We start from the raw sequence: 17,671 nt of genomic DNA on the forward strand, positions 1-17,671 counted from the left end.
GGGTCAGGCGGCGGGTGGCCGCAGGGTCAGCTGGAGGTCGGTGCGTCCGTCCGGTGAGGTGAGCAGGGTGGTGTCGACCAGGTCGAGCGCCAGGGCGTCGGCGATGGTTCCGATGCCGAGCGACCCGATCGCCGCCGGTCCGGCGCCGAGGAGCTTCGGGGCGAGGTGGACGATCAGTTCGTCGACCAGTCCGGCGGTGAGGAACACGGCGGCGAGGGTCGGCCCACCCTCGAGCAGCACGTGTCGCCGCCCGCGAGCGTGGAGGTCCGCCAAGGCCTCGGACGGGTCATGGGTGCGTAGTTGCACGGCGGGGACCGCCCGCTCGGGGGTGGGCAGGTCTGGGACCCGGCCGAGCCCCATCACGGCGCGAAGCGGCTGCCTCGGGTGCAAGGTGCCATCGGTGCGGCGCGCCGTGAGCGCCGGCAGGTCCGCCCGGGCGGTCCCGGCGCCGACCAGGACCACGTCGCACCGCGCCCGCAGGCGATGGACCCACTCGCGGGCCGCGCTGCCGGTGATCCACCTGCTGGAGCCGTCGGCGGCGGCCACCCGTCCGTCCAGGGTGAGCGCCAGTTTCGCGGTGACCAGGGGCCGTGCGTGCCACAGCCCGTGCTCCCAGCCGCGGTTCAACGCCGCGGCCTCGGCCGCGAGTTCGGCGGGCACGTCGGCATCGACCTCGATCCCGGCTGCGCGCAGGACCTCGACCCCGCCGGCGGCGACGGGGTTCGGGTCGCGGCGGCCGATCACCACGCGCCTGATCCCGGCGTCGATCAGGGCCTGGGTGCAGGGGCCGGTGCGGCCGGTGTGGGCGCAGGGTTCGAGGGTGACGATCGCGGTGGCACCGACCGTGTCCGCCGACCCGGCCCGGGCCAGGGCGTCGACCTCGGCATGCGCGGTTCCGGCGCCGCGGTGGTAGCCCTCGGCGATGACCCGACTGTCCGGGCCGAGCAGGACGCAACCGACGCGTGGATTGGGCCCGAAGGGGACGGCGGGGTGCGCCGCGATCTCGAGGGCACGGCGCAGTCCGCCGTGTTCCGCCTGGTCGATCATGCCCACTCCTGGTGTCCGCGATGCTCGCGGTCCGGAGTGAGGAAGGGGTCACGGAGGCGTCGTCCACCAGGGGAGTCCACGGCTGCACGGGTGCGCCCTGGGATCCGTCCGGAGACGTCGTCGCGTGCGCTTCCCATCCGGACTCTGACCGTCGGTCCAGGAGTTCCACCTGGTCAACCGGTGACCTTTCGGCCATCGGGTCGCGGACTATAACCGCCGGCTCGGAATTTCACCGACCCCAGTGCACGCGAGCTTTCCAGCTCGTCGACGCCATGCTAACAGCGCCGCCCGTACTGCTCCGGGTGGCCCGTCCGGCGACCGATCCGTGAGACGGGTCCCCGCATCACACAGCATCGGCAGCCCGAGGCTCATGAACCAGCGTTCCCACCGACGCGGAGCCGACGCCGCGTCGGCGGGCGGCCAATGCGACTCAAGGAGTCGCGTTGGGTTCCCGGCCAAGCAGAGCGACACTTCACTCGCCTGTGGTTCAGCAGCACACCTTGAGGTAGTCCTGGAGGTCACCGAGTGCTTGGCTCATGCCGTCGCGGTCGGCCCGGTACAGCACGACCTTGCCGTCTCGTCGGGACGTGACGATGCCCCCGCGGCGCAGGAGTTGGAGCTGGTGGGAGGCGGTGGACTGCCCGACGCCGGCACGTTCGGCGACCGCGCCGACGGAGAGCTCGGCGCCGGAGGCGAAGAGCAGCATCATGCGCTGTCGGGTGGGGCTGGCCAGGGCCGTGAGGAAGTCATGGGTGGCTCGCGAGAGCTCGCCCTGAGCGGCTGCGGAGGGTCGCTGTGAGGCGATCGGCGAGGTGCTCATGTCTGGGAGCATATCGCCTCAGATCGACATATTGACATATCGCGAAACTTCGATACGTTTTCCTCGTGACCTCCTCATCTGCACTCCCTGTGATCATCATCGGTGCCGGTCAGTCCGGGTTGGCTACGGCCCGGGCCGTGCGCGACCGCGGTCTTGAGCCGCTTGTGCTCGAGGCCGGTGACCGGCCGGTGGGCTCGTGGCCCTCGTACTACGACAGCCTGCGCCTGTTCTCCCCGGCGCGTTACAGCGGCTTCCCCGGGTTCCTGTTCGGGGGTGACCCCGATCGTTATCCGGCGCGGGACGAGGTGGTGGACCATCTCGCCCGGTATGCGGCGCATCTGGGTGTGGAGGTCCGCATGGGCACACGAGTGTCGACGGTCGAGCGGGCAGGGTCGGCGTTCCTGGTGCGTACCGCGGAGGGTGAGGAGGTCATCGGCAGTGCGGTGATCGCGGCGACGGGATCGTTCGCCAATCCCGTGACGCCCTCGCTGCCGGGGCTGGAGGCCTTCGCGGGCCGGGTGGTGCACTCCGCGGCCTACCGGGAGCCCGCGGACTTCGCCGGGCAGCGGGTCGTCGTGGTCGGGGGTGGGAACTCGGCGGTGCAGATCGCGCACGAGCTGAACGAAGTCGCCCGGCTGACGCTGGCCACACGCGAGCCGATCACGTTCGCCGCGCAGCGCCCGGCCGGCCGGGATCTGCACTTCTGGTTCCGGGTGTCCGGGTTCGACCGGTTGTCCCCGGCCTGGCTGCGGCGACTGGTGCGGGCACCCCTGGTGCTCGATACCGGCACCTACCGGGACGCGGTCGAGAGCGGACGGCTGGAGCGGCGTCCGATGTTCGCCCGGGTCGAGCACGGCGAAGTCGTCTGGTCGGACGGTTCGCGTGAGTCCGTGGATGCGTTGGTCCTCGCAACCGGATACCGACCTGCCTTGGCCTACCTGCACGCGCTGGGCGCGCTCGATGAGGCCGGCATGCCCCGTCATCGGGGTGGAATCTCCACTACCCACCCGGGGCTGGGGTATGTGGGCCTGGAGCTGCAGCGCTCGTTCTCCTCGAACACATTGCGCGGGGTGCACCGCGATGCGGACCACGTCGCGACGGCGGTCGTGGCCCACGCACGCTCGGCGCGGCCCCTCGCCCGGGCATGACCCTGCCTGGGCGAGCGGTCCCGCGAAGCCGGGCCACGGCTCGGCCGCGAGGCGTCCTCGGGGTGCTGTGCCTGACCCAGATCGTGGGCTGGGGAGTGCTCTACTACTCCTTCCCGGTCGCGCTACCGGCCATCACGGCGGAGACCGGCTGGTCTGCCACCTCGACCCTCGCGGCATTCTCCGCCGCCCTGGTGGTGGCCGCCGGTGCCGGGGTAGCCGTCGGGCGGGTGATCGACCAGCATGGCCCCCGATGGGTGATGACCGGTGGCTCGGCGTTGGCGACCGGCGCCGTCCTGGTGATCGCGTGGGCGCCGAACCTCGGGTGGTTCGTGACCGGGTGGGTCATCGCCGGATTGGCGCAGTCGATGGTCCTGTATGCACCGGCCTTCACTGCCATCACGCGCTGGTACGGGCCGGCTCGGACTCGGGCGCTGTTGACCGTCACGCTTGTCGCGGGGCTGGCCAGCACGATCTTCGCCCCGGTCACCGCCGCGCTGTTGGAGCAGCTCGGTTGGCGCCACACCTACCTCGTCCTCGCAGCCTTGCTGGCCCTCGTCACGATCCCGGCGCACGCCCTTGGACTGCGCGCACCCTGGCCGCCGCACCGCCACCGTTCGCTTGACCCGGGCGCCCGGCCCGGCCAGGGCACGCGTGCGATTGCGCGATCACGCGCCTTCGTCGCCCTCACGGTCGCGACGTCCCTGGGGGCGTTCGCGATGTTCGCCGCGACCATCCACCTGATTCCGATGCTGACCTGGCGTGGCCTGTCAGCATCCGCGGCCGCGTGGGCCCTGGGCCTGTCCGGGGCCGGCCAGCTCGCGGGTCGCCTCGCCTACGCACCACTGGCCGGAAGGACGACGCCGGTCTCGCGAGCGGTCGCCATCCTCGCCCTCTCCGGTGCAGGTGTCGCGGCCGTCGGACTACTTCCCGGACCCGGCCCGGCGCTCGTGGCCGCGGCCATCGGCCTGGGAGTCGTCCGCGGTGCGTACACGCTGTTGCAGTCGACCGCCGTCAGCGACCGATGGGGCACCGAAGGGTTCGGGGCCCTGTACGGGATCCTGAATGCGCCGACCACGCTGGCGATGGCCCTGGCGCCTTGGGTCGCCGGCGTGCTCAAGGACACGACCGGTTCCTACCCCGCGACCTTCGCGGCACTGGCCGGCGCCGCGGGGCTTGCTGCGTTCGTCGCGACCAGGACTGCTCCACCAAGCGCACCCGATCCGCACCTCCCCTAGGCAGAGTCGATCATCAGGCCGGGTCGGTGGGCTGCGGCTGACGTGGGATCAGGCGTCCGCAGCGTCGCCGGAGCGGCCGTGCGCCACGCCGGTGGCGAATCCCAGCCCGGCGCCCGCACCCACCCCGAGGGTGACGAGCTGGGGCGCGGCGGGCGCGCTCCCGCAGCACGACGAGGTCGCGGCGCCTGGCTGGTCGGCTTCGAGGGCGAGGTCGCTGGAGCAGACTCCGGTCGCGGGTAGGGCCAGTTCGACGGTGTCCGCGCCGGCTCGGTCGCCGGCCAGGGCGGCGGCGATCGACCGGACCTGTTCGTACCCGGTGGCCAGGAGGAATGTCGGTGCCCGCCCGTAGGACTTCATCCCGGCCAGGTAGAACCCGTCGTCGGGGTGCGCCAGGACGCGCTCCCCGTGCGCGGGCACGGTGCCGCACGAGTGCTGGTTCGGGTCGATCAGCGGCGCGAGAGCGGTCGGCGCCTCCACAACGGGGTCGAGGTCGAGGCGGACCTCGCGCAGCATGCCCAGGTCGGGCCGGAATCCGGTCGCGTTGACGATCGAGTGCACGTTCAGGTCGAGGTCGCCCTCACGGGACGCACCGAGCACCCGGACCGACTCGTCGCCGGGCAGCAGCCCTTCGATCGAGACCCGGGTGAGCAGCCGCAGTTGCCCGGCCTCGACCGCACCCTTGAGCCGGGTGCCCAGCAGGCCACGGGCAGGGAGCTCGTCGTCGGTCCCACCGCCGAACAGGCGACGCGCCGATCCCCCTCGGATCGCCCAGGTGATCGTGGTGGCCGGGTCGGCGGCGGCCAGCTCGACCAGGCTCAGGAGGGTGTTCGCGGCCGAGTGCCCCATGCCCACGACCAGGGTGTCCCGGCCCGCGAACCGGGCCCGGTCCGCGCCGAGTACGTCCGGCAGAGGGCCGGTGATGAATCCGGCAGCTTGATCCTCGCCGGCTGCGGGAAGGCCGCTCACGCCCAACGGGTTGGAGTGCCCGTAGGTGCCCGAGGCGTCGATCACGGCCCGGGCCAGGATGTCGACGACGGTGCCGTGGGAGTCCACGGTGCGCACGCGATAGCCCAGTCGCTCACGACCCAGGCTCCGGGTCTTGTCGCCGCCATCGCGCGCCACAGCCACGACCCGGGTGTGAGTGCGCAGCCGAGGCGCGATCTCTTCGGTCTGGGCCAGCGGTGCGAGGTACTGCGCGACGAGCTCGGCGCCGGTCGGCAGGGCATCCGGATCCGGGGCGACCCACCCGGTCGGCTCAAGGATCCGGGCCGCCGCGGCATCGACGTCGTAGCGCCACGGCGAGAACAACCGCACCTGCCCCCACGACCCGACGGCGGCGCCGGGCCCCTCCCCCGCCTCGAGCACGAGCGGCTCAATGCCACGCTCCAGCAGATGCGCCGCGGCCGCCAGACCCACCGGCCCCGCCCCGATCACCACGACCGGCAACTCCGCACGCGCAACCTCAACCATCACCACTCCTCACATCGAGAAACATCAATGAGACCGAGCGTGACCCACGCATCGAAGAATGTCAATCCATGGGACACTAGCGCCATGACGACGACCGAGATCGCACCGGCGGCAGCGGACATCGGCTGCTGCGCCCCCGCAGTCGCGCCGGCTCTCGACCCCGAGGTCGCCCGCGACGTCGCGCACGCGTTCAAGGCACTCTCGGATCCCACCCGCGTCCAGCTCCTGGCGATCATCGCCGCCCAACCGGACGGCGAGGCCTGCGTATGTGACCTCACCGAACCCGTCGCCCTCGCCCAGCCGACCGTCAGCCACCACCTCAAGATCCTCGTCGACGCCGGCCTGCTCGCCCGCGAACAACGAGGCCGTTGGGCCTACTACTCGCTCCAGCCCAACGCCCTGACGCACCTGGCCGCCGGCCTCGCCAGCACAAGCAGCACCACCGCGCCGCAGCGCTAGCCGCACCCCCCATACCCTTCGCCGTAAGCCCTGCAGACACATCGCTTGCGCGCTATATCGATACGTGTCAACATAGACGCATATCTATATAGCAGGCCCGGTTCACCGCCCGGCCACGGAGGAGATCTGATGAGTCTGGACACCGTCGCTGTGACCGTCGCGGACGCGGGCGTCGTGTCCATTCCGACGACGCTGAACTTCTACCCTGGGGCGAACTCGTGACGTCGGTGGTGGGTGCCCACCCGAGGAACGTGCTGGTCGCCGAGATCGAGGAGGTCCTGGCGTGAGTGAGACCGCCCTCGCGCCCGGCGCGCAGCGCACCCAAGCACCCCGGCTCTCGACACTGGACCGGTGGCTGCCGGTCTGGATCGGGCTGGCCATGGTCGCCGGCCTGGTCCTGGGCCGGTTCGTACCGGGCCTCGCCGGCGTGCTGACGGCGCTGGAGGTCGGGGGGATCTCCGTTCCGATCGGGTTGGGCCTGCTGGTGATGATGTACCCGGTGCTGGCGAAGGTCCGCTACGACAAGGTCGGCGCCGTCACCGGCGACAAGAAGCTCCTGATCAGCTCCCTGGCGCTGAACTGGCTGCTCGGACCCGCGCTGATGTTCACCCTGGCCTGGGCACTGCTGCCGGACCTGCCGGAGTACCGGACCGGGCTGATCATCGTGGGCCTGGCCCGGTGCATCGCGATGGTCGTGATCTGGAACGACCTCGCCTGCGGTGACCGGGAAGCGGCCGCCGTCCTCGTGGCGATCAACTCCGTGTTCCAGGTCATCGCGTTCTCCCTGCTCGGGTACTTCTACCTGACCGTGCTGCCCGGGTGGCTCGGCCTGGACACCCAGGGCCTGGACGTCTCCGTGGGGCAGATCGCACTCAACGTCGTGGTCTTCCTCGGGGTCCCACTACTCGCCGGCTTCGCCTCCCGCTGGATCGGCGAACGCACCAAGGGACGCGACTGGTACGAGGCCACGTTCGTGCCCCGGATCGGGCCATGGGCCCTCTACGGGCTCCTGTTCACGATCGTGCTGCTGTTCGCCCTCCAAGGCGAGGCCGTGACCTCCAACCCCCTGGACGTGGCCCGCATCGCACTGCCCCTGCTGGTCTACTTCGCGCTCATGTGGGGCATCGGGATCGCGCTCGGCAAATCCCTGGGACTCGGGTACGCCCGCTCCACCACGCTCGCGTTCACCGCAGCCGGCAACAACTTCGAACTCGCGATCGCCGTCGCGATCGGCACCTTCGGTGCGACGTCCGGGCAGGCCCTCGCCGGTGTGGTCGGCCCCCTGATCGAGGTCCCGGTCCTGGTTGGACTCGTCTACGTCTCGCTCTGGCTCGCCCGCCGCCTGTTCCACACCGACCCCAACACTCTCCCCGGCAGCACCCCATCCATGGAAGGAGCACGATCATGACCACCTCCGACGCGGTGCGGTCCATGTTCGACGTGACCGACCCGGACTGCGCACCACAGCTCGAGTCACATGCGATCGCCACCGAGAGCGCCACCACGGTGGCCACCACGCTGAAGGCCCTGGCCGAACCACTCCGGTTGCGAATGCTCTCGTTCATCGCGACCGCACCGGCCGGCGAGGCTTGTGTGTGCGATCTCGCGGCGCTCACCGACGTGTCCCAGCCGACCGTCTCCCACCACTTGAAGGTGCTGCGCGACGTTGGCGTCCTGACCTCCGAGCGGCGCGGTACCTGGGTCTGGTACCGGATCGAGCCCGGCTACCGAGGTGCGGTCGCGACCCTGCTGGACGCCTTCGCGCCCGCCGCGCTCGAGGCGCCGCACCGCCGGGAGGTGTTCAGCGGTCTGGACGACGCCGACGCGGTGCTGGATCGCCTGGTCACCGAGCTCGCGACGTCCTTCGCCGATGTTCACTTCGACGTGGTGCAGCGCATCGTGCGCGAGTCCTACACGAGCCTGGCCCGCACCGCGAGGGTCTCCGCGCACCTGGTCCCACTCGCTGAACGATTCGCCCGACAGCGCCTGGCCGACGTCAGCCGGGACGCCACGAACTCGGTCCCGCAGGTGCTGTTCGTCTGTGTCGCGAACGCCGGCCGCTCCCAGCTGGCCGCGGCCCTGATGAAGCGGTACGCGGGTGAGCGCGTGACCGTTCGCTCGGCTGGGTCAACACCCGCAGCGGACGTGCACACCGGGGTCCGCGAGGCCCTCGCCGATCTCGGCACCACCGACGCGTTCCCGAAGCCTCTCACCGATGATGCCGTCCGTGCCGCGGACGTCGTGGTCACGATGGGCTGCGGCGACGTCTGCCCGATCCTGCCCGGCATCCGGTACGAGGACTGGCTCGTCGGGGACCCCGCCTTGGCCTCACCCGCGGGCGTCGCCGCGATCCGGGACGACCTCGACACCCGGGTCCGGAGTCTCCTCACCGAGCTGCTGCCCGACCTCACCCTGCCCACCACCTGACCCTCGTTGGAGCCGACCATGACCACCACCCAGCCATCCGCCCTGTTCGTGTGCGTACACAACGCCGGCCGTTCCCAGATGGCCGCAGGGTTCCTGCGCACCCTGTCCGGCGGGGCCGTCGAGGTCCGTTCCGCCGGGTCCATGCCGGCCGACCAGATCAACCCGGTCGCCGTCGAGGCCATGGCCGAGGTCGGTATCGACATCCGCGCCGAGCAGCCCAAGGTCCTGACCACCGAAGCCGTCCAAGCATCCGACGTGGTCATCACCATGGGCTGCGGCGACGCCTGCCCGATCTTTCCCGGCAAGCGCTACGAGGACTGGACCCTCGAAGACCCGGCGGGGCAGGGCATCGAATCGGTGCGCCCGATCCGCGATGAGATCCGCGGGCGGGTCCTGACGCTCCTGGGCGAACTGGGCGTGGCCCCGGCTCAAGCCTGAACTGAGCCGGTGCCCGCGCCACCCATCCGGGCGAGGTCGACATAGGGAATCGGGCAGTCCGCGCACGTGCAGCCGGTGAGGCTGTCGCAGCGGCTATCGACGAGCTGTTGTAGGGATGCGCGGATCGTCGCGAGGTCGGCCATCCGCTGCTCGATCTCCTTGAGCTTCGCCACGGCACGGGTGCGCAGGTCTGGCGTCGGGTGCCGGCGGCTCCCGGCTGCCAGGAGCTCGGCCACCTCGTCGAGCGTGAAGCCGAGCCGTTGTGCCGACTTGATGACCCGAAGCAGCGCCACGGTGTCCTCGGAGTAGGCGCGGTGCCCGCCCGTGCTGCGTGCGGGCACCGCGATCAGTCCGCGCCTCTCGTAGTAACGCAGGGTCTCCACGTTGACGCCGGCGCGCTCGGCGACCTGGCCGCTGCGCATACTCATGCGATCGCCTCCGATCGCGCCTGCAGTGCGTCGAGGATCGATGCGTGCTGCGGTGGGACCTCGATGCCCAGCACAACGTCGGAGCCGTCCGCGGCGATCGTGAAGCCGAAGAATGAGCAGCACTGCGCCTCGCGGGCGGCGAGGTCGCGGACGGTCTCCTCGAGGCGCGCGTCGCGATGCAGGCGCAGCGTGAGGCGTGTGGGCGAGTCGCGCCCGTAAGTGCGTACCGAGCCGGTCAGGAGTTCGTCGAACTCGGCCAGGCGGATCGGTCGCTGCATGGTCGGGAGGTTGCACGCGTCGGGTATCTCGAAGGCCATAGGACAACGGTAAACCCGTACCTGGGTACGGGATACAAGCCCTCGACCGGCATCAGTTCCGTGCGGTGTCATGATCGTCCTCGCCATCCGGACGCGTAAGTGGTAACTTACGGGTTGTGTCCGCATTGACTGTCGACCCGTGGCACGCGTTGGGCGATCCGACGCGGCGTCGCGTCTTCGCGCGCGTTGCGCACAGCCCGTGCTCGGTGACCGAGATCGCGCAGGACTTGCCGGTCAGTCGCCCCGCGGTGTCTCAGCATCTGCGGGTGCTGCTCGACGCACGCTTGGTCGACGTCCACCAGCAGGGACGCCTGCGCATGTATCAGGCCCGTCCTGACGGGCTGGCCGAACTGCGGCACGAGTTGGAGTCCTACTGGACACAGGCTCTGACCACCTTCAAGAAGGTGGCCGAGCAGACCTACCAGGCAGAACCCTTGGAATAGGAAGGAATCCCAGCCCCATGAGTACCGCGCCGCAAGAACGGACCAACCTGCACGTCGACATCACGGTCGAGGTTCCCGTCGACCACGCCTTCCGGGTGTTCACCGGACACTTCGACGAGATCAAACCCCGCGCGCACAACCTGCTCCCGGTGCCGATCGAACGAACCGTCCTCGAACCCCGTGTCGGCGGCACGATCTACGACATCGGCACCGACGGGAGCATCTGCACCTGGGCAAGAGTGCTCGCCTACGAGCCGCCGCACCGGCTCGCGTTCAGCTGGGACATCAGCCCGCAATGGCGGATCGAACCCGACCCCGCCCGCACCAGCGAGGTCGAGATCCGTTTCACCTCCGAGGCCCCCGATCGCACCCGAGTCGTGCTGGAGCACCGCAACCTCGACCGCCACGGGCAGGGTTGGGAAGGCTTCACGAGTCTCGATACCGGAGACGGTTGGCCTTTGTACCTCGCCCGCTACCGCGACGTGGCGGAACGAGTCGCACGCGATGGTTCAACCTCGGCCCTCGCGTAACCCGGCTCAGCACGGGAGGGCTCGCCCGAGCGTCATCGGACGTTCGCGGCCAGGCGAACGGAGGTCGCAGATGGACGCGATCGAAAAGCACCGGCGTCACGCCGAGGCGGTGCGGAGTGCGGCCACCGGCTCGGCCGGAGTGACCGAGGCGGCGCTGCGCGCGGCCGTGCTGGCCCGAGCGGCCGGCGGCGCTCCGCTCGGCCAACCCTACGACGCGCTCGCTCGGCAGATCGGGGAAGCCGCATACCGGGTCACCGATGCCCAGGTCGAGGAGGTTCGCGTCGCCGAGGGCAGCGACAAGAGGGCGTTCGAGATCATCATGGCCGCCAGCATCGGGGCCGGACTCGCCCAGTGGGATGCCGCGATCGGAGCGATCGAGGGGACCGGCGATGCGACTTCCTGACGTCGAGCGCGGCGACAGCCTCCGCGGCCGGGCACTGATCCGGGTCATCTCGATCGTGTCCGCGGCACGTCTACCCGACGCGGCCCGCGTGGCGTTCTATCACCGGTCCTTCGTCGGCCCGACCTTCGGCGCCTGGACTCAGGCGGCGATGCGCGGACCCGGCGATTGGTCCGTGGGCGAGCGGGAACTGATGGCCGCGATGGTGGGCCACTGGAACTCCTGTGCCTTCTGCATCGGTGCACACCATGCGACCGCTGTGCGCGGTCTCGAGCCGGCGCTCGTCGACGCCTGCCTCGCCGACTACCGCACCGCGCCGATCTCCGAACCGCTGCGCGCCACGCTCGCATTCCTGGAGACCATGACCCTGCGACCCGGCGACCTGGCGGCCTCCGACGCGAAGGACGCGATGGACGCCGGCGTGAGCCGCACACAACTTGCTGACGCCGCCGCGGTCGCCGCCGTGTTCAACATCATCACCCGATACGCTGACGCCCTCGACTTCACCGTTCCGACGAACGCCGAGTTCGACAGGGCCGCGGCAATGCTGCTCAGACGCGGATACGGATAGGCCGGCGCTGCTCATTCGAAGGCCGCGCAGCACCCACGGCCTACGAATCCGGATCCGCTCGACGCGAACCGCCATTCGGAGCAACCATGCGTCATGGACCACTACCGACCCAACGAGCCGGTGCAGCGGTGAGCCCGGCAGAACGGGCGATGCTCGCCGAACTCGGGAGCCACCACCACCTCTGGTCCGACACCGCCCAGCCCACGACCCTGGCGCGCGGCAGCGAGAACTCGACGTTCGCCGTCGACGGTTTCATCGTCCGCCGCACAGCGGACGTCGAGGCCCTCGCGCGGGAGGTCGCTCTGCTGGACGCGCTCGCCGGCGCGACCGCGGTGCCGGTCCCCGTGCCCCTGGTGCACCGAGCGGACCTGGGGGTACTCGTGTACCGGAGGCTCCCGGGGGCGCCCCTGCTGCGCCGGCCCGACCGGGTCGGGCCCGCCGTCGAACACGCGCTGATCAACGTGCTCACCGCCGTGCGTCGGGTCGAGCCCGAGCCGCCGATGGAGGTGGACGATCACCCGAACGAGGCGTGGCTCGCCGACGCCCGGGAGAACCTCGAGGCCGCCCGGTCCTACCTCGGCGTGGAGCGGGCGGCGGCCGTGGCGGCATTCCTCGATGAGGCGCCGCCGCCGACCAGGTCGGTGCGCGTCGCCCAACACAACGACCTCGGGGCCGAGCACATCCTCGTCGACGAGAGCGGGCAGGTGACCGGCATCATCGACTGGACCGACGCCGCGCTCGCGGACCCGGCCCGGGACACCGGGCTGTTGCTACGAGACCTTGGCTCCGCCGTCGCCCTCGCGGTCAGCGCCGGGCTCGACGGGCCACCGATGCCCGACGAACGCGCGCGGATCTACTTCCATGCGCGGTGCAAGTGGCTCGAGGACCTCGCGTACGGCCTTGAGGACCCGGCCGGGCGGGTGGCGTATCTCGAGAACTCCGGCCGCACCTTCACGCATGTGTTCGGCGGCACCTGACCGGACCGGCTCATGCCGAAGGCCGCCGCGCCTGCCGGGATCGGCGGGTGCGGCGGCCTTCGGGAGGTGGGCCTGGGGAGCTCGCGTCATCGAGCGGGCGAGGCGACCCGGCCCTGCAGGGCCCTGGACGCGATCACCAACGCGGCGGTGACGAGGACGATGTCCTTGATGATGTACTGCGCCTCGAGGGTGAGGCCGCCGCCGACGAGGTCGCCGGCGAACAGCACGATCGGGGCGAAGAATCCGACCATCGCGCCGCCCATCGCGAGCAGCCCGAGTCGCAGGAACTTGCCCGTCACGAGGGTGAGACCGATGAACGTCTCGAGCAGTGCGACGGCGACCATCGCGGCGTGCCCCGAGACCAGTCCGAGGGAGAGCGCCTCGACCGTGTCGGTCACCAACGCCTCGACAGGGCTCGCGCCCGGGATGTACTTCGGGATCCCGAACGCCAGGAAGATCAGGCCGATGCTGACGCGCAGCAGGGTGACGCCGTGCCGTTCGGCCCAGCCTGCGAACCGGGTCGAGATGGTGGCCGGCGGCGCGGTCGGCGCCGGACGATAGGTGGTCGTGCTGGACATGAGAACCTCCGGGATGGGTGCGTTTTTCGGACGTTCTCAGCGTCGCCGTGACGGGCCCGGAGCGGATCCACCGGTGAGCGGGTTCCGGGCTGCGTCATCGGGCGCATCGGGGGGCGCTCGGTGACGACTCGTGGGGTCGCCCGGGTACGACAGCGGGCGCAGCGGACCCTGACGGGCCGGTGGGGGTTTCCCCTGAGCGCGGCGCCGCGCGCGGGCGGGTCTCAGCGGCGAACCGCGATGTCGACCCAGCACCGCTCCGGCCCGCGGGTCAGCAGTGCGACGAGGCCGCGAGCGTCCGTGGCCGGCGCCATTCGGAGCTGCCAGGGTCCCTCCATCGCACGCGGCGCTGGGCGCCTCGTCGGGACGCCCGCCCGGCTGTAGAGAACCGTGGTGGCACTCGAGCCGACCGAGGTCGATCCCGGCGGTCCGGCCGCAGGGCGCACCCGGAAGTTCGCGTTCCTGATCCGGGTCAGCGCGACCAGCTCGGCCGGTGCGAGTTCGCCCGCGGCGGCGGCCAGCAGTCGCCGCCTGCGCCGTCGGGCCTGCACCACGAAGGCGGACCCGACCGCGGCGGCACCACCGCCCAGGAAGAGGCCGAGGCCGGCCATGCCGAGCCTGGCGCCGGTGGGCGAATCGGCCGTCATGTGGCCGCTCGCGGCAACCCAGGCGTCGACGGTCTCCCCCACCACCGGGTCGTTTCCGCACGTGGAGTAACTGCCCCGGTCCGGTGCACCGTCGGTCGACCAGCTGAGCTCGACCCGGTACCTGTCCACGGAGCTGCGATTGCAGCGTCCCTCGACGGTGACCGACTCAACCCGGGCCTGCACCTTTTCGGTACGCCCGAGCAGATGATCGGCGGCGATGTCCCCCGTCAGGACGTAGAGCGTCACCGGGAACACCGCACACAGCACTGCGATGATCGCGACCATCACCACGCTCCGCCCCGAACGCGCGTCGGCGCGCCGCAGCGCGGCGAACTCCGCCGGGAGCATCAGACCTCAGACCTCGCGCGGCTCGATCGCCGGCCGGCGGCCCAGGGTGCGAGGTTCACGCTCGCAGTCTACGAAAGGCGAGCGGCCGCGCGAACGCACGCTCCGCCGTCGACGGCCTTCATCGATCGGGACTCGAGAGGCGGCCACCTGCGGACCATGCCTAGCATTGCTGACGGGTTCGAGAGGACGGAGCACTCATGAGCGACCGCGGAAAGAAGGACGGACCGACACTGCTCTCCGGCGGCAACCCGCAGATCCCGAAGGGTGAGGGGAACGAGCCGGTCCGGGACTACATCGCCGCGATGCCGGACTGGAAGCAAGACATCGGGCGACGCCTCGACGACCTCATCGTGGCCATCGTGCCGGACGTCCACAAGGCCGTGAAGTGGAACCAGCCGCACTACGGGCACGACGACGACGGCTGGTTCCTCTCCTTCCGGTGCTATACGGACTATGTCCAGGTGCAGTTCCTCAGGGGGACGTCCCTCGAGCCGATGCCGCCGAAGGCGTCCAAGCACAGCGAGGTGCGCTACCTCGACATCCACGAGGATGACGAGCTGGACGAGAAGCAGCTCCGCTCGTGGGTCAAGCAGGCCAGCGGGCTGCCGGGCGAGCGGATGTGACGCGGGCCGACCAAGCCATACCGAATGGTACGGTCGGCCCCATGGGTGCAGCACGCGACCGTTGGCTCGACGAGGGCATCCGGGTCCTGGCTCAGGAGGGCGCGGCCGGTGTCCGCATCGACCGGATCGCGGCAAGGCTGGGACTGTCGAAGGGGTCGTTCCACCACCACTTCGACGGCGCCGAGGGCTACAAGCGCGCCCTGCTGGCGCATTTCGAACGGCTGTCGATCGAGCAACTGGACCGCGCGATCGCCGAGGTCGGGCCAACCGGCGACGCGCGTTCGACCCTCGGCCGGCTGACCGAGCTCATCGAGCCACGGGAGGCCGGCCTCTACCAGCCGGAACTCGACGTAGCGGTGCGCGCGTGGTCGGCATCCGATCCGGAGGTTCGGTCCGCGCAGGCGCGGATCGACGAGGCCAGGCTCGCCGCCCTGCAGCGCGTCTGGCGACCGTACGTGACGACGGACGCCGAGGCCCGCACCGCCGCACTACTGCCCTACCTGCTCGCGGTGGGTGCCTCGGTGGTCTCCCCTCCGGTCGCGGCGGACGAACTCAGGGGCCTGTTCGAGACGCTCCTGCCGCTGGTGCCGGAAGGGCCCGCCGATACGGCCCAGGGCGAGCAGGCGGCGGGACCTGCCTGAACGGGACGCGATCGGCCCGGTGATGGCGGCGCGGCACCCCGCCGGGCGACGCTTGTCCGGTGACCATACCGTGCCGTATGGTATGCAAATGGACTCCGTCACCACACCGGTCGCGGCACGACCATGAACTCGCTTCCCGATCCCGTCTGGCCCGTGGTGCTGCTCGCTCTCATCCAGATCGTCGACGGGGCGATGTGCATCAAGCCGGTCGCGTTCATCGCCAAGTGCTTCGACGCGGTACATCTGCCACGGACGTACCGGAAGATGCTTCCGCCGATCAAGTTCGCGGCCGCGGCGGGCCTGATCGCGGGCATCTGGATCCCCTACCTGGGTGCGGTCACGAGCTGCGCGCTGGTCCTGTATTTCGTGCTCGCCATAGCCGCACACGTCAGGGCACAGGACTTCAGCAGGAACCTCTTCGTGAACGCCGCTGGGATGTTCGTGATCTGTGTTGCGACCGGCGTGTACTCGTTCGTGATCTGCCGATAACCACCCTCGCAGCCGCCGGGCGACGCAAGCGGTACCGGTGGCGGTGGCACGGTGCGGACCTAGTCTGCGTGAATGAGTGATTGCTTCATCGGTGTCTCCGGCTGGCGTTACCCCAATTGGCGTGGCGACTTCTACCCCGACGGCCTGCGGCAGCGCGACGAGCTCCGCTACATCGCCGAGCGGATGACGTCGGCCGAGATCAACGGCTCCTTCTACTCCCTGCAGCGGCCGAGTTCCTACTCGCGATGGGCGGAACAGACGCCAGCGGGCTTCGTGTTCGCGATCAAGGGCGGCCGCTACATCACGCACATGAAGCAACTTCGCGACATCGAGGCCCCTCTCGCCAACTTCTTCGCCTCCGGTGTCCTCGCCCTCGGAAGCCGCCTGGGACCGTTCCTCTGGCAGATCCCGCCGCGGATGACGTTCGACGCCGAGCGAGTCGGCCACTTCCTGTCCCTGCTGCCCCGCACGCACGGCGAGATCGCGTCACTCGCCACCCGGCACGACGACAAGCTCCCGCCCGAACGGATCCTGAGCGCTGTCGCGTCCGGTATCGCTCCCGCACAGCGGATCCAGCACGCCGTCGAGCCCCGACACCCGAGCTTCGACTCCCCGGAGGCCCACCGTCTGCTGGCGGCGCATGGCGTCGCCATCGTCATCGCGGACAGCGCGGGCACCTGGCCGACGATGGGCGACGCGACGAGTGACTTCCGCTACGTGCGCCTCCACGGCCAGCACGAGCTGTACACCGGCGCCTACACCGACGAATCCCTCGACGATTGGGCGCAGCAGTGCCGCAGGTGGCTCGCTGAAGGCCTCGACACCTACGTCTACTTCGACAATGACGCCAGCGGGCACGCGCCTCACGACGCCGTACGGCTGCTGGACCGCGTCGATGGAACCCGGGCAGCCTAGATCAGCGCGAAGGCACGGACGGGGAACGTGCCGAACCCCCTGATCTTAGGCGGGACGGCGGTGAATCGCGCGCCGCTCGGCGGTAGCGAGCCGAGCCCGGTGAGGTGTTCGACGACGTGGATGCCCGCAGCGAGCAGCAGTGAGTGCGCGGGTCTGGTTCCATGGGCCTCGGGCTCCGTGTCGTCGACGTTGAGCGAGTCGATCCCGACCAGCACGACGCCCTGGTCGATCAGGTACCGAACTCCTGCCTCGGTGAGGAACGGCGCGCGGTCCGCGTACTCGGGCGTGCCGAAGTGGCGATCCCACCCGGTATGGATCAGCACGGCCCTCCCGGTGAGGTCACGGTCGTGGAACACCGCCGCGGGCACGCCGCGACTCGTTGCGTCGGCCACGTGGAACACCTCGGCCGGCAGGTCGACGAGCGTGTCCAGGCTCAGCCCGGCGAGGTCGGTGCCGTCGGCATAGCGATGGTAGGGACTGTCGAGGTAGGTCCCGGTGTTGCCGACGAGGGTGAGGGCATCGATCGCGAACCGGGTGCCCGGTGCGTAGTTCGCGGCGGATGCCTCGCGGGTCAGGTGTGGCGTGATGACGGGAGCCGGCAGGCCCGGGTAGGTCACCAGCCCTTCGGTGATCGTGTGGCTCAGGTCGACCAGGCGCCCTCGCGCGGTCGGGGCGGCGGAGGGATGCGCATCGACGTGCGCCCGGTCGTCGGTCATGGGTCTC

Annotated in this window: 23 protein-coding genes and 1 riboswitch; of the genes, 15 read left to right on the forward strand and 8 right to left on the reverse strand. The window is 70.4% G+C overall.

Going from position 1 to position 17,671, the window contains the following annotated elements; all coding sequences use genetic code 11:
- Window positions 1-3: 3 nt before the first annotated feature.
- Window positions 4-1,047, reverse strand: a complete 1,044-nt coding sequence (gene ribD / locus KCQ71_RS23060; protein ID WP_223410877.1) for a bifunctional diaminohydroxyphosphoribosylaminopyrimidine deaminase/5-amino-6-(5-phosphoribosylamino)uracil reductase RibD — start codon at window positions 1,045-1,047, stop codon at window positions 4-6.
- Between the two features lie 120 nt (window positions 1,048-1,167).
- Window positions 1,168-1,298, reverse strand: a riboswitch (FMN riboswitch).
- 236 nt (window positions 1,299-1,534) lie between these two features.
- Window positions 1,535-1,867: an ArsR/SmtB family transcription factor gene (locus tag KCQ71_RS23065; protein WP_223410878.1), complete on the reverse strand. Its 333-nt coding sequence runs from the start codon at window positions 1,865-1,867 to the stop codon at window positions 1,535-1,537.
- A 65-nt stretch (window positions 1,868-1,932) separates the two neighbouring features.
- Here KCQ71_RS23065 and KCQ71_RS23070 point away from each other — a divergent pair, with 65 nt between their 5' ends.
- On the forward strand, window positions 1,933-3,015 hold the full coding sequence (locus KCQ71_RS23070) for a flavin-containing monooxygenase (protein ID WP_223410879.1): 1,083 nt from the start codon (window positions 1,933-1,935) through the stop codon (window positions 3,013-3,015).
- 62 nt (window positions 3,016-3,077) lie between these two features.
- Entirely contained in the window at window positions 3,078-4,250 is a 1,173-nt protein-coding gene (locus KCQ71_RS23075) for an MFS transporter (RefSeq protein WP_223410880.1), read from the forward strand.
- A gap of 48 nt (window positions 4,251-4,298) precedes the next feature.
- Here KCQ71_RS23075 and KCQ71_RS23080 read toward each other — a convergent pair whose 3' ends face one another.
- Window positions 4,299-5,720 (reverse strand): FAD-dependent oxidoreductase, encoded by a 1,422-nt coding sequence (locus KCQ71_RS23080; protein WP_223410881.1) that lies wholly within the window; start codon window positions 5,718-5,720, stop codon window positions 4,299-4,301.
- A gap of 84 nt (window positions 5,721-5,804) precedes the next feature.
- Between KCQ71_RS23080 and KCQ71_RS23085 the strand changes: the two genes are divergently transcribed.
- The 4 genes from KCQ71_RS23085 to KCQ71_RS23100 all read left to right on the forward strand — a co-directional run bounded on the left by KCQ71_RS23085 (window position 5,805) and on the right by KCQ71_RS23100 (window position 9,044).
- A complete protein-coding gene (locus KCQ71_RS23085; RefSeq protein WP_223410882.1) occupies window positions 5,805-6,179 on the forward strand; it encodes an ArsR/SmtB family transcription factor in 375 nt (124 codons plus the stop codon).
- 283 nt (window positions 6,180-6,462) lie between these two features.
- Complete coding sequence (arsB, locus tag KCQ71_RS23090; protein WP_223410883.1) at window positions 6,463-7,587, forward strand: ACR3 family arsenite efflux transporter; 1,125 nt, start codon at window positions 6,463-6,465, stop codon at window positions 7,585-7,587.
- On the forward strand, window positions 7,584-8,606 hold the full coding sequence (locus KCQ71_RS23095; RefSeq protein ID WP_223410891.1) for a metalloregulator ArsR/SmtB family transcription factor: 1,023 nt from the start codon (window positions 7,584-7,586) through the stop codon (window positions 8,604-8,606). Before arsB ends, KCQ71_RS23095 begins: the two co-directional genes overlap by 4 nt.
- A gap of 18 nt (window positions 8,607-8,624) precedes the next feature.
- Window positions 8,625-9,044: an arsenate reductase ArsC gene (locus tag KCQ71_RS23100; protein WP_223410893.1), complete on the forward strand. Its 420-nt coding sequence runs from the start codon at window positions 8,625-8,627 to the stop codon at window positions 9,042-9,044.
- On the opposite strand, the gene KCQ71_RS23105 is transcribed toward KCQ71_RS23100, so the two are convergent.
- On the reverse strand, window positions 9,035-9,472 hold the full coding sequence (locus KCQ71_RS23105; RefSeq protein ID WP_223410895.1) for a MerR family transcriptional regulator: 438 nt from the start codon (window positions 9,470-9,472) through the stop codon (window positions 9,035-9,037). The genes KCQ71_RS23100 and KCQ71_RS23105 overlap by 10 nt on opposite strands.
- Entirely contained in the window at window positions 9,469-9,789 is a 321-nt protein-coding gene (locus tag KCQ71_RS23110; protein ID WP_223410897.1) for a hypothetical protein, read from the reverse strand. Before KCQ71_RS23110 ends, KCQ71_RS23105 begins: the two co-directional genes overlap by 4 nt.
- Window positions 9,790-9,905: 116 nt before the next feature.
- Here KCQ71_RS23110 and KCQ71_RS23115 point away from each other — a divergent pair, with 116 nt between their 5' ends.
- From KCQ71_RS23115 to KCQ71_RS23135, 5 genes are all read left to right on the forward strand, one after another.
- Window positions 9,906-10,232, forward strand: a complete 327-nt coding sequence (locus KCQ71_RS23115; protein ID WP_223410899.1) for an ArsR/SmtB family transcription factor — start codon at window positions 9,906-9,908, stop codon at window positions 10,230-10,232.
- A gap of 17 nt (window positions 10,233-10,249) precedes the next feature.
- On the forward strand, window positions 10,250-10,762 hold the full coding sequence (locus KCQ71_RS23120; protein WP_223410901.1) for an SRPBCC family protein: 513 nt from the start codon (window positions 10,250-10,252) through the stop codon (window positions 10,760-10,762).
- Between the two features lie 70 nt (window positions 10,763-10,832).
- Complete coding sequence (locus KCQ71_RS23125) at window positions 10,833-11,165, forward strand: hypothetical protein (RefSeq protein WP_223410903.1); 333 nt, start codon at window positions 10,833-10,835, stop codon at window positions 11,163-11,165.
- The gene (locus tag KCQ71_RS23130; protein WP_223410906.1) at window positions 11,152-11,733 is read left to right on the forward strand and encodes a carboxymuconolactone decarboxylase family protein; all 582 of its coding nucleotides are present in this window, start codon (window positions 11,152-11,154) and stop codon (window positions 11,731-11,733) included. Before KCQ71_RS23125 ends, KCQ71_RS23130 begins: the two co-directional genes overlap by 14 nt.
- A 128-nt stretch (window positions 11,734-11,861) precedes the next feature.
- Window positions 11,862-12,710 (forward strand): phosphotransferase family protein, encoded by an 849-nt coding sequence (locus KCQ71_RS23135; protein WP_223410908.1) that lies wholly within the window; start codon window positions 11,862-11,864, stop codon window positions 12,708-12,710.
- An 86-nt stretch (window positions 12,711-12,796) separates the two neighbouring features.
- Here KCQ71_RS23135 and KCQ71_RS23140 read toward each other — a convergent pair whose 3' ends face one another.
- Window positions 12,797-13,288: a DoxX family protein gene (locus KCQ71_RS23140; RefSeq protein WP_223410910.1), complete on the reverse strand. Its 492-nt coding sequence runs from the start codon at window positions 13,286-13,288 to the stop codon at window positions 12,797-12,799.
- 221 nt (window positions 13,289-13,509) lie between these two features.
- Window positions 13,510-14,280, reverse strand: coding sequence for a hypothetical protein (locus tag KCQ71_RS23145; RefSeq protein WP_223410911.1), 771 nt, complete (start codon window positions 14,278-14,280; stop codon window positions 13,510-13,512).
- A 197-nt stretch (window positions 14,281-14,477) separates the two neighbouring features.
- Between KCQ71_RS23145 and KCQ71_RS23150 the strand changes: the two genes are divergently transcribed.
- The 4 genes from KCQ71_RS23150 to KCQ71_RS23165 all read left to right on the forward strand — a co-directional run bounded on the left by KCQ71_RS23150 (window position 14,478) and on the right by KCQ71_RS23165 (window position 16,948).
- Entirely contained in the window at window positions 14,478-14,903 is a 426-nt protein-coding gene (locus KCQ71_RS23150; RefSeq protein ID WP_223410913.1) for a DUF1801 domain-containing protein, read from the forward strand.
- Window positions 14,904-14,944: 41 nt separating this feature from the next.
- Window positions 14,945-15,544 carry a TetR/AcrR family transcriptional regulator gene (locus KCQ71_RS23155; protein WP_223410915.1) on the forward strand — a complete coding sequence of 200 codons (600 nt, stop codon included), beginning with the start codon at window positions 14,945-14,947 and terminating at the stop codon, window positions 15,542-15,544.
- A gap of 123 nt (window positions 15,545-15,667) precedes the next feature.
- Window positions 15,668-16,033: a DoxX family protein gene (locus KCQ71_RS23160; RefSeq protein WP_223410917.1), complete on the forward strand. Its 366-nt coding sequence runs from the start codon at window positions 15,668-15,670 to the stop codon at window positions 16,031-16,033.
- Between the two features lie 72 nt (window positions 16,034-16,105).
- Complete coding sequence (locus KCQ71_RS23165; RefSeq protein WP_223410919.1) at window positions 16,106-16,948, forward strand: DUF72 domain-containing protein; 843 nt, start codon at window positions 16,106-16,108, stop codon at window positions 16,946-16,948.
- Here KCQ71_RS23165 and KCQ71_RS23170 read toward each other — a convergent pair.
- Window positions 16,945-17,664: a cyclase family protein gene (locus KCQ71_RS23170; protein ID WP_223410921.1), complete on the reverse strand. Its 720-nt coding sequence runs from the start codon at window positions 17,662-17,664 to the stop codon at window positions 16,945-16,947. The two genes, KCQ71_RS23165 and KCQ71_RS23170, sit on opposite strands and share 4 nt — an antisense overlap.
- Window positions 17,665-17,671 lie beyond the last annotated feature (7 nt).

The organism is Occultella gossypii (genome assembly GCF_019947135.1).
Taxonomy (GTDB): Bacteria; Actinomycetota; Actinomycetes; order Actinomycetales; family Beutenbergiaceae; genus Occultella; species Occultella gossypii.

Excerpts from the sequence above, each read along its gene's own strand:
- KCQ71_RS23095 (WP_223410891.1), top strand. The coding sequence starts at position 7,584 with ATGACCACCTCCGACGCGGTGCGGTCCATGTTCGACGTGACCGACCCG.
- KCQ71_RS23160 (WP_223410917.1), top strand. The coding sequence starts at position 15,668 with ATGAACTCGCTTCCCGATCCCGTCTGGCCCGTGGTGCTGCTCGCTCTC.
- KCQ71_RS23155 (WP_223410915.1), top strand. The coding sequence starts at position 14,945 with ATGGGTGCAGCACGCGACCGTTGGCTCGACGAGGGCATCCGGGTCCTG.
- KCQ71_RS23085 (WP_223410882.1), top strand. The coding sequence starts at position 5,805 with ATGACGACGACCGAGATCGCACCGGCGGCAGCGGACATCGGCTGCTGC.
- KCQ71_RS23145 (WP_223410911.1), bottom strand. The coding sequence starts at position 14,280 with ATGCTCCCGGCGGAGTTCGCCGCGCTGCGGCGCGCCGACGCGCGTTCG.
- KCQ71_RS23150 (WP_223410913.1), top strand. The coding sequence starts at position 14,478 with ATGAGCGACCGCGGAAAGAAGGACGGACCGACACTGCTCTCCGGCGGC.
- KCQ71_RS23125 (WP_223410903.1), top strand. The coding sequence starts at position 10,833 with ATGGACGCGATCGAAAAGCACCGGCGTCACGCCGAGGCGGTGCGGAGT.
- KCQ71_RS23105 (WP_223410895.1), bottom strand. The coding sequence starts at position 9,472 with ATGAGTATGCGCAGCGGCCAGGTCGCCGAGCGCGCCGGCGTCAACGTG.
- KCQ71_RS23140 (WP_223410910.1), bottom strand. The coding sequence starts at position 13,288 with ATGTCCAGCACGACCACCTATCGTCCGGCGCCGACCGCGCCGCCGGCC.
- KCQ71_RS23130 (WP_223410906.1), top strand. The coding sequence starts at position 11,152 with ATGCGACTTCCTGACGTCGAGCGCGGCGACAGCCTCCGCGGCCGGGCA.
- KCQ71_RS23170 (WP_223410921.1), bottom strand. The coding sequence starts at position 17,664 with ATGACCGACGACCGGGCGCACGTCGATGCGCATCCCTCCGCCGCCCCG.
- KCQ71_RS23110 (WP_223410897.1), bottom strand. The coding sequence starts at position 9,789 with ATGGCCTTCGAGATACCCGACGCGTGCAACCTCCCGACCATGCAGCGA.
- KCQ71_RS23120 (WP_223410901.1), top strand. The coding sequence starts at position 10,250 with ATGAGTACCGCGCCGCAAGAACGGACCAACCTGCACGTCGACATCACG.
- KCQ71_RS23165 (WP_223410919.1), top strand. The coding sequence starts at position 16,106 with ATGAGTGATTGCTTCATCGGTGTCTCCGGCTGGCGTTACCCCAATTGG.
- KCQ71_RS23100 (WP_223410893.1), top strand. The coding sequence starts at position 8,625 with ATGACCACCACCCAGCCATCCGCCCTGTTCGTGTGCGTACACAACGCC.
- KCQ71_RS23065 (WP_223410878.1), bottom strand. The coding sequence starts at position 1,867 with ATGAGCACCTCGCCGATCGCCTCACAGCGACCCTCCGCAGCCGCTCAG.
- ribD (WP_223410877.1), bottom strand. The coding sequence starts at position 1,047 with ATGATCGACCAGGCGGAACACGGCGGACTGCGCCGTGCCCTCGAGATC.
- KCQ71_RS23080 (WP_223410881.1), bottom strand. The coding sequence starts at position 5,720 with ATGGTTGAGGTTGCGCGTGCGGAGTTGCCGGTCGTGGTGATCGGGGCG.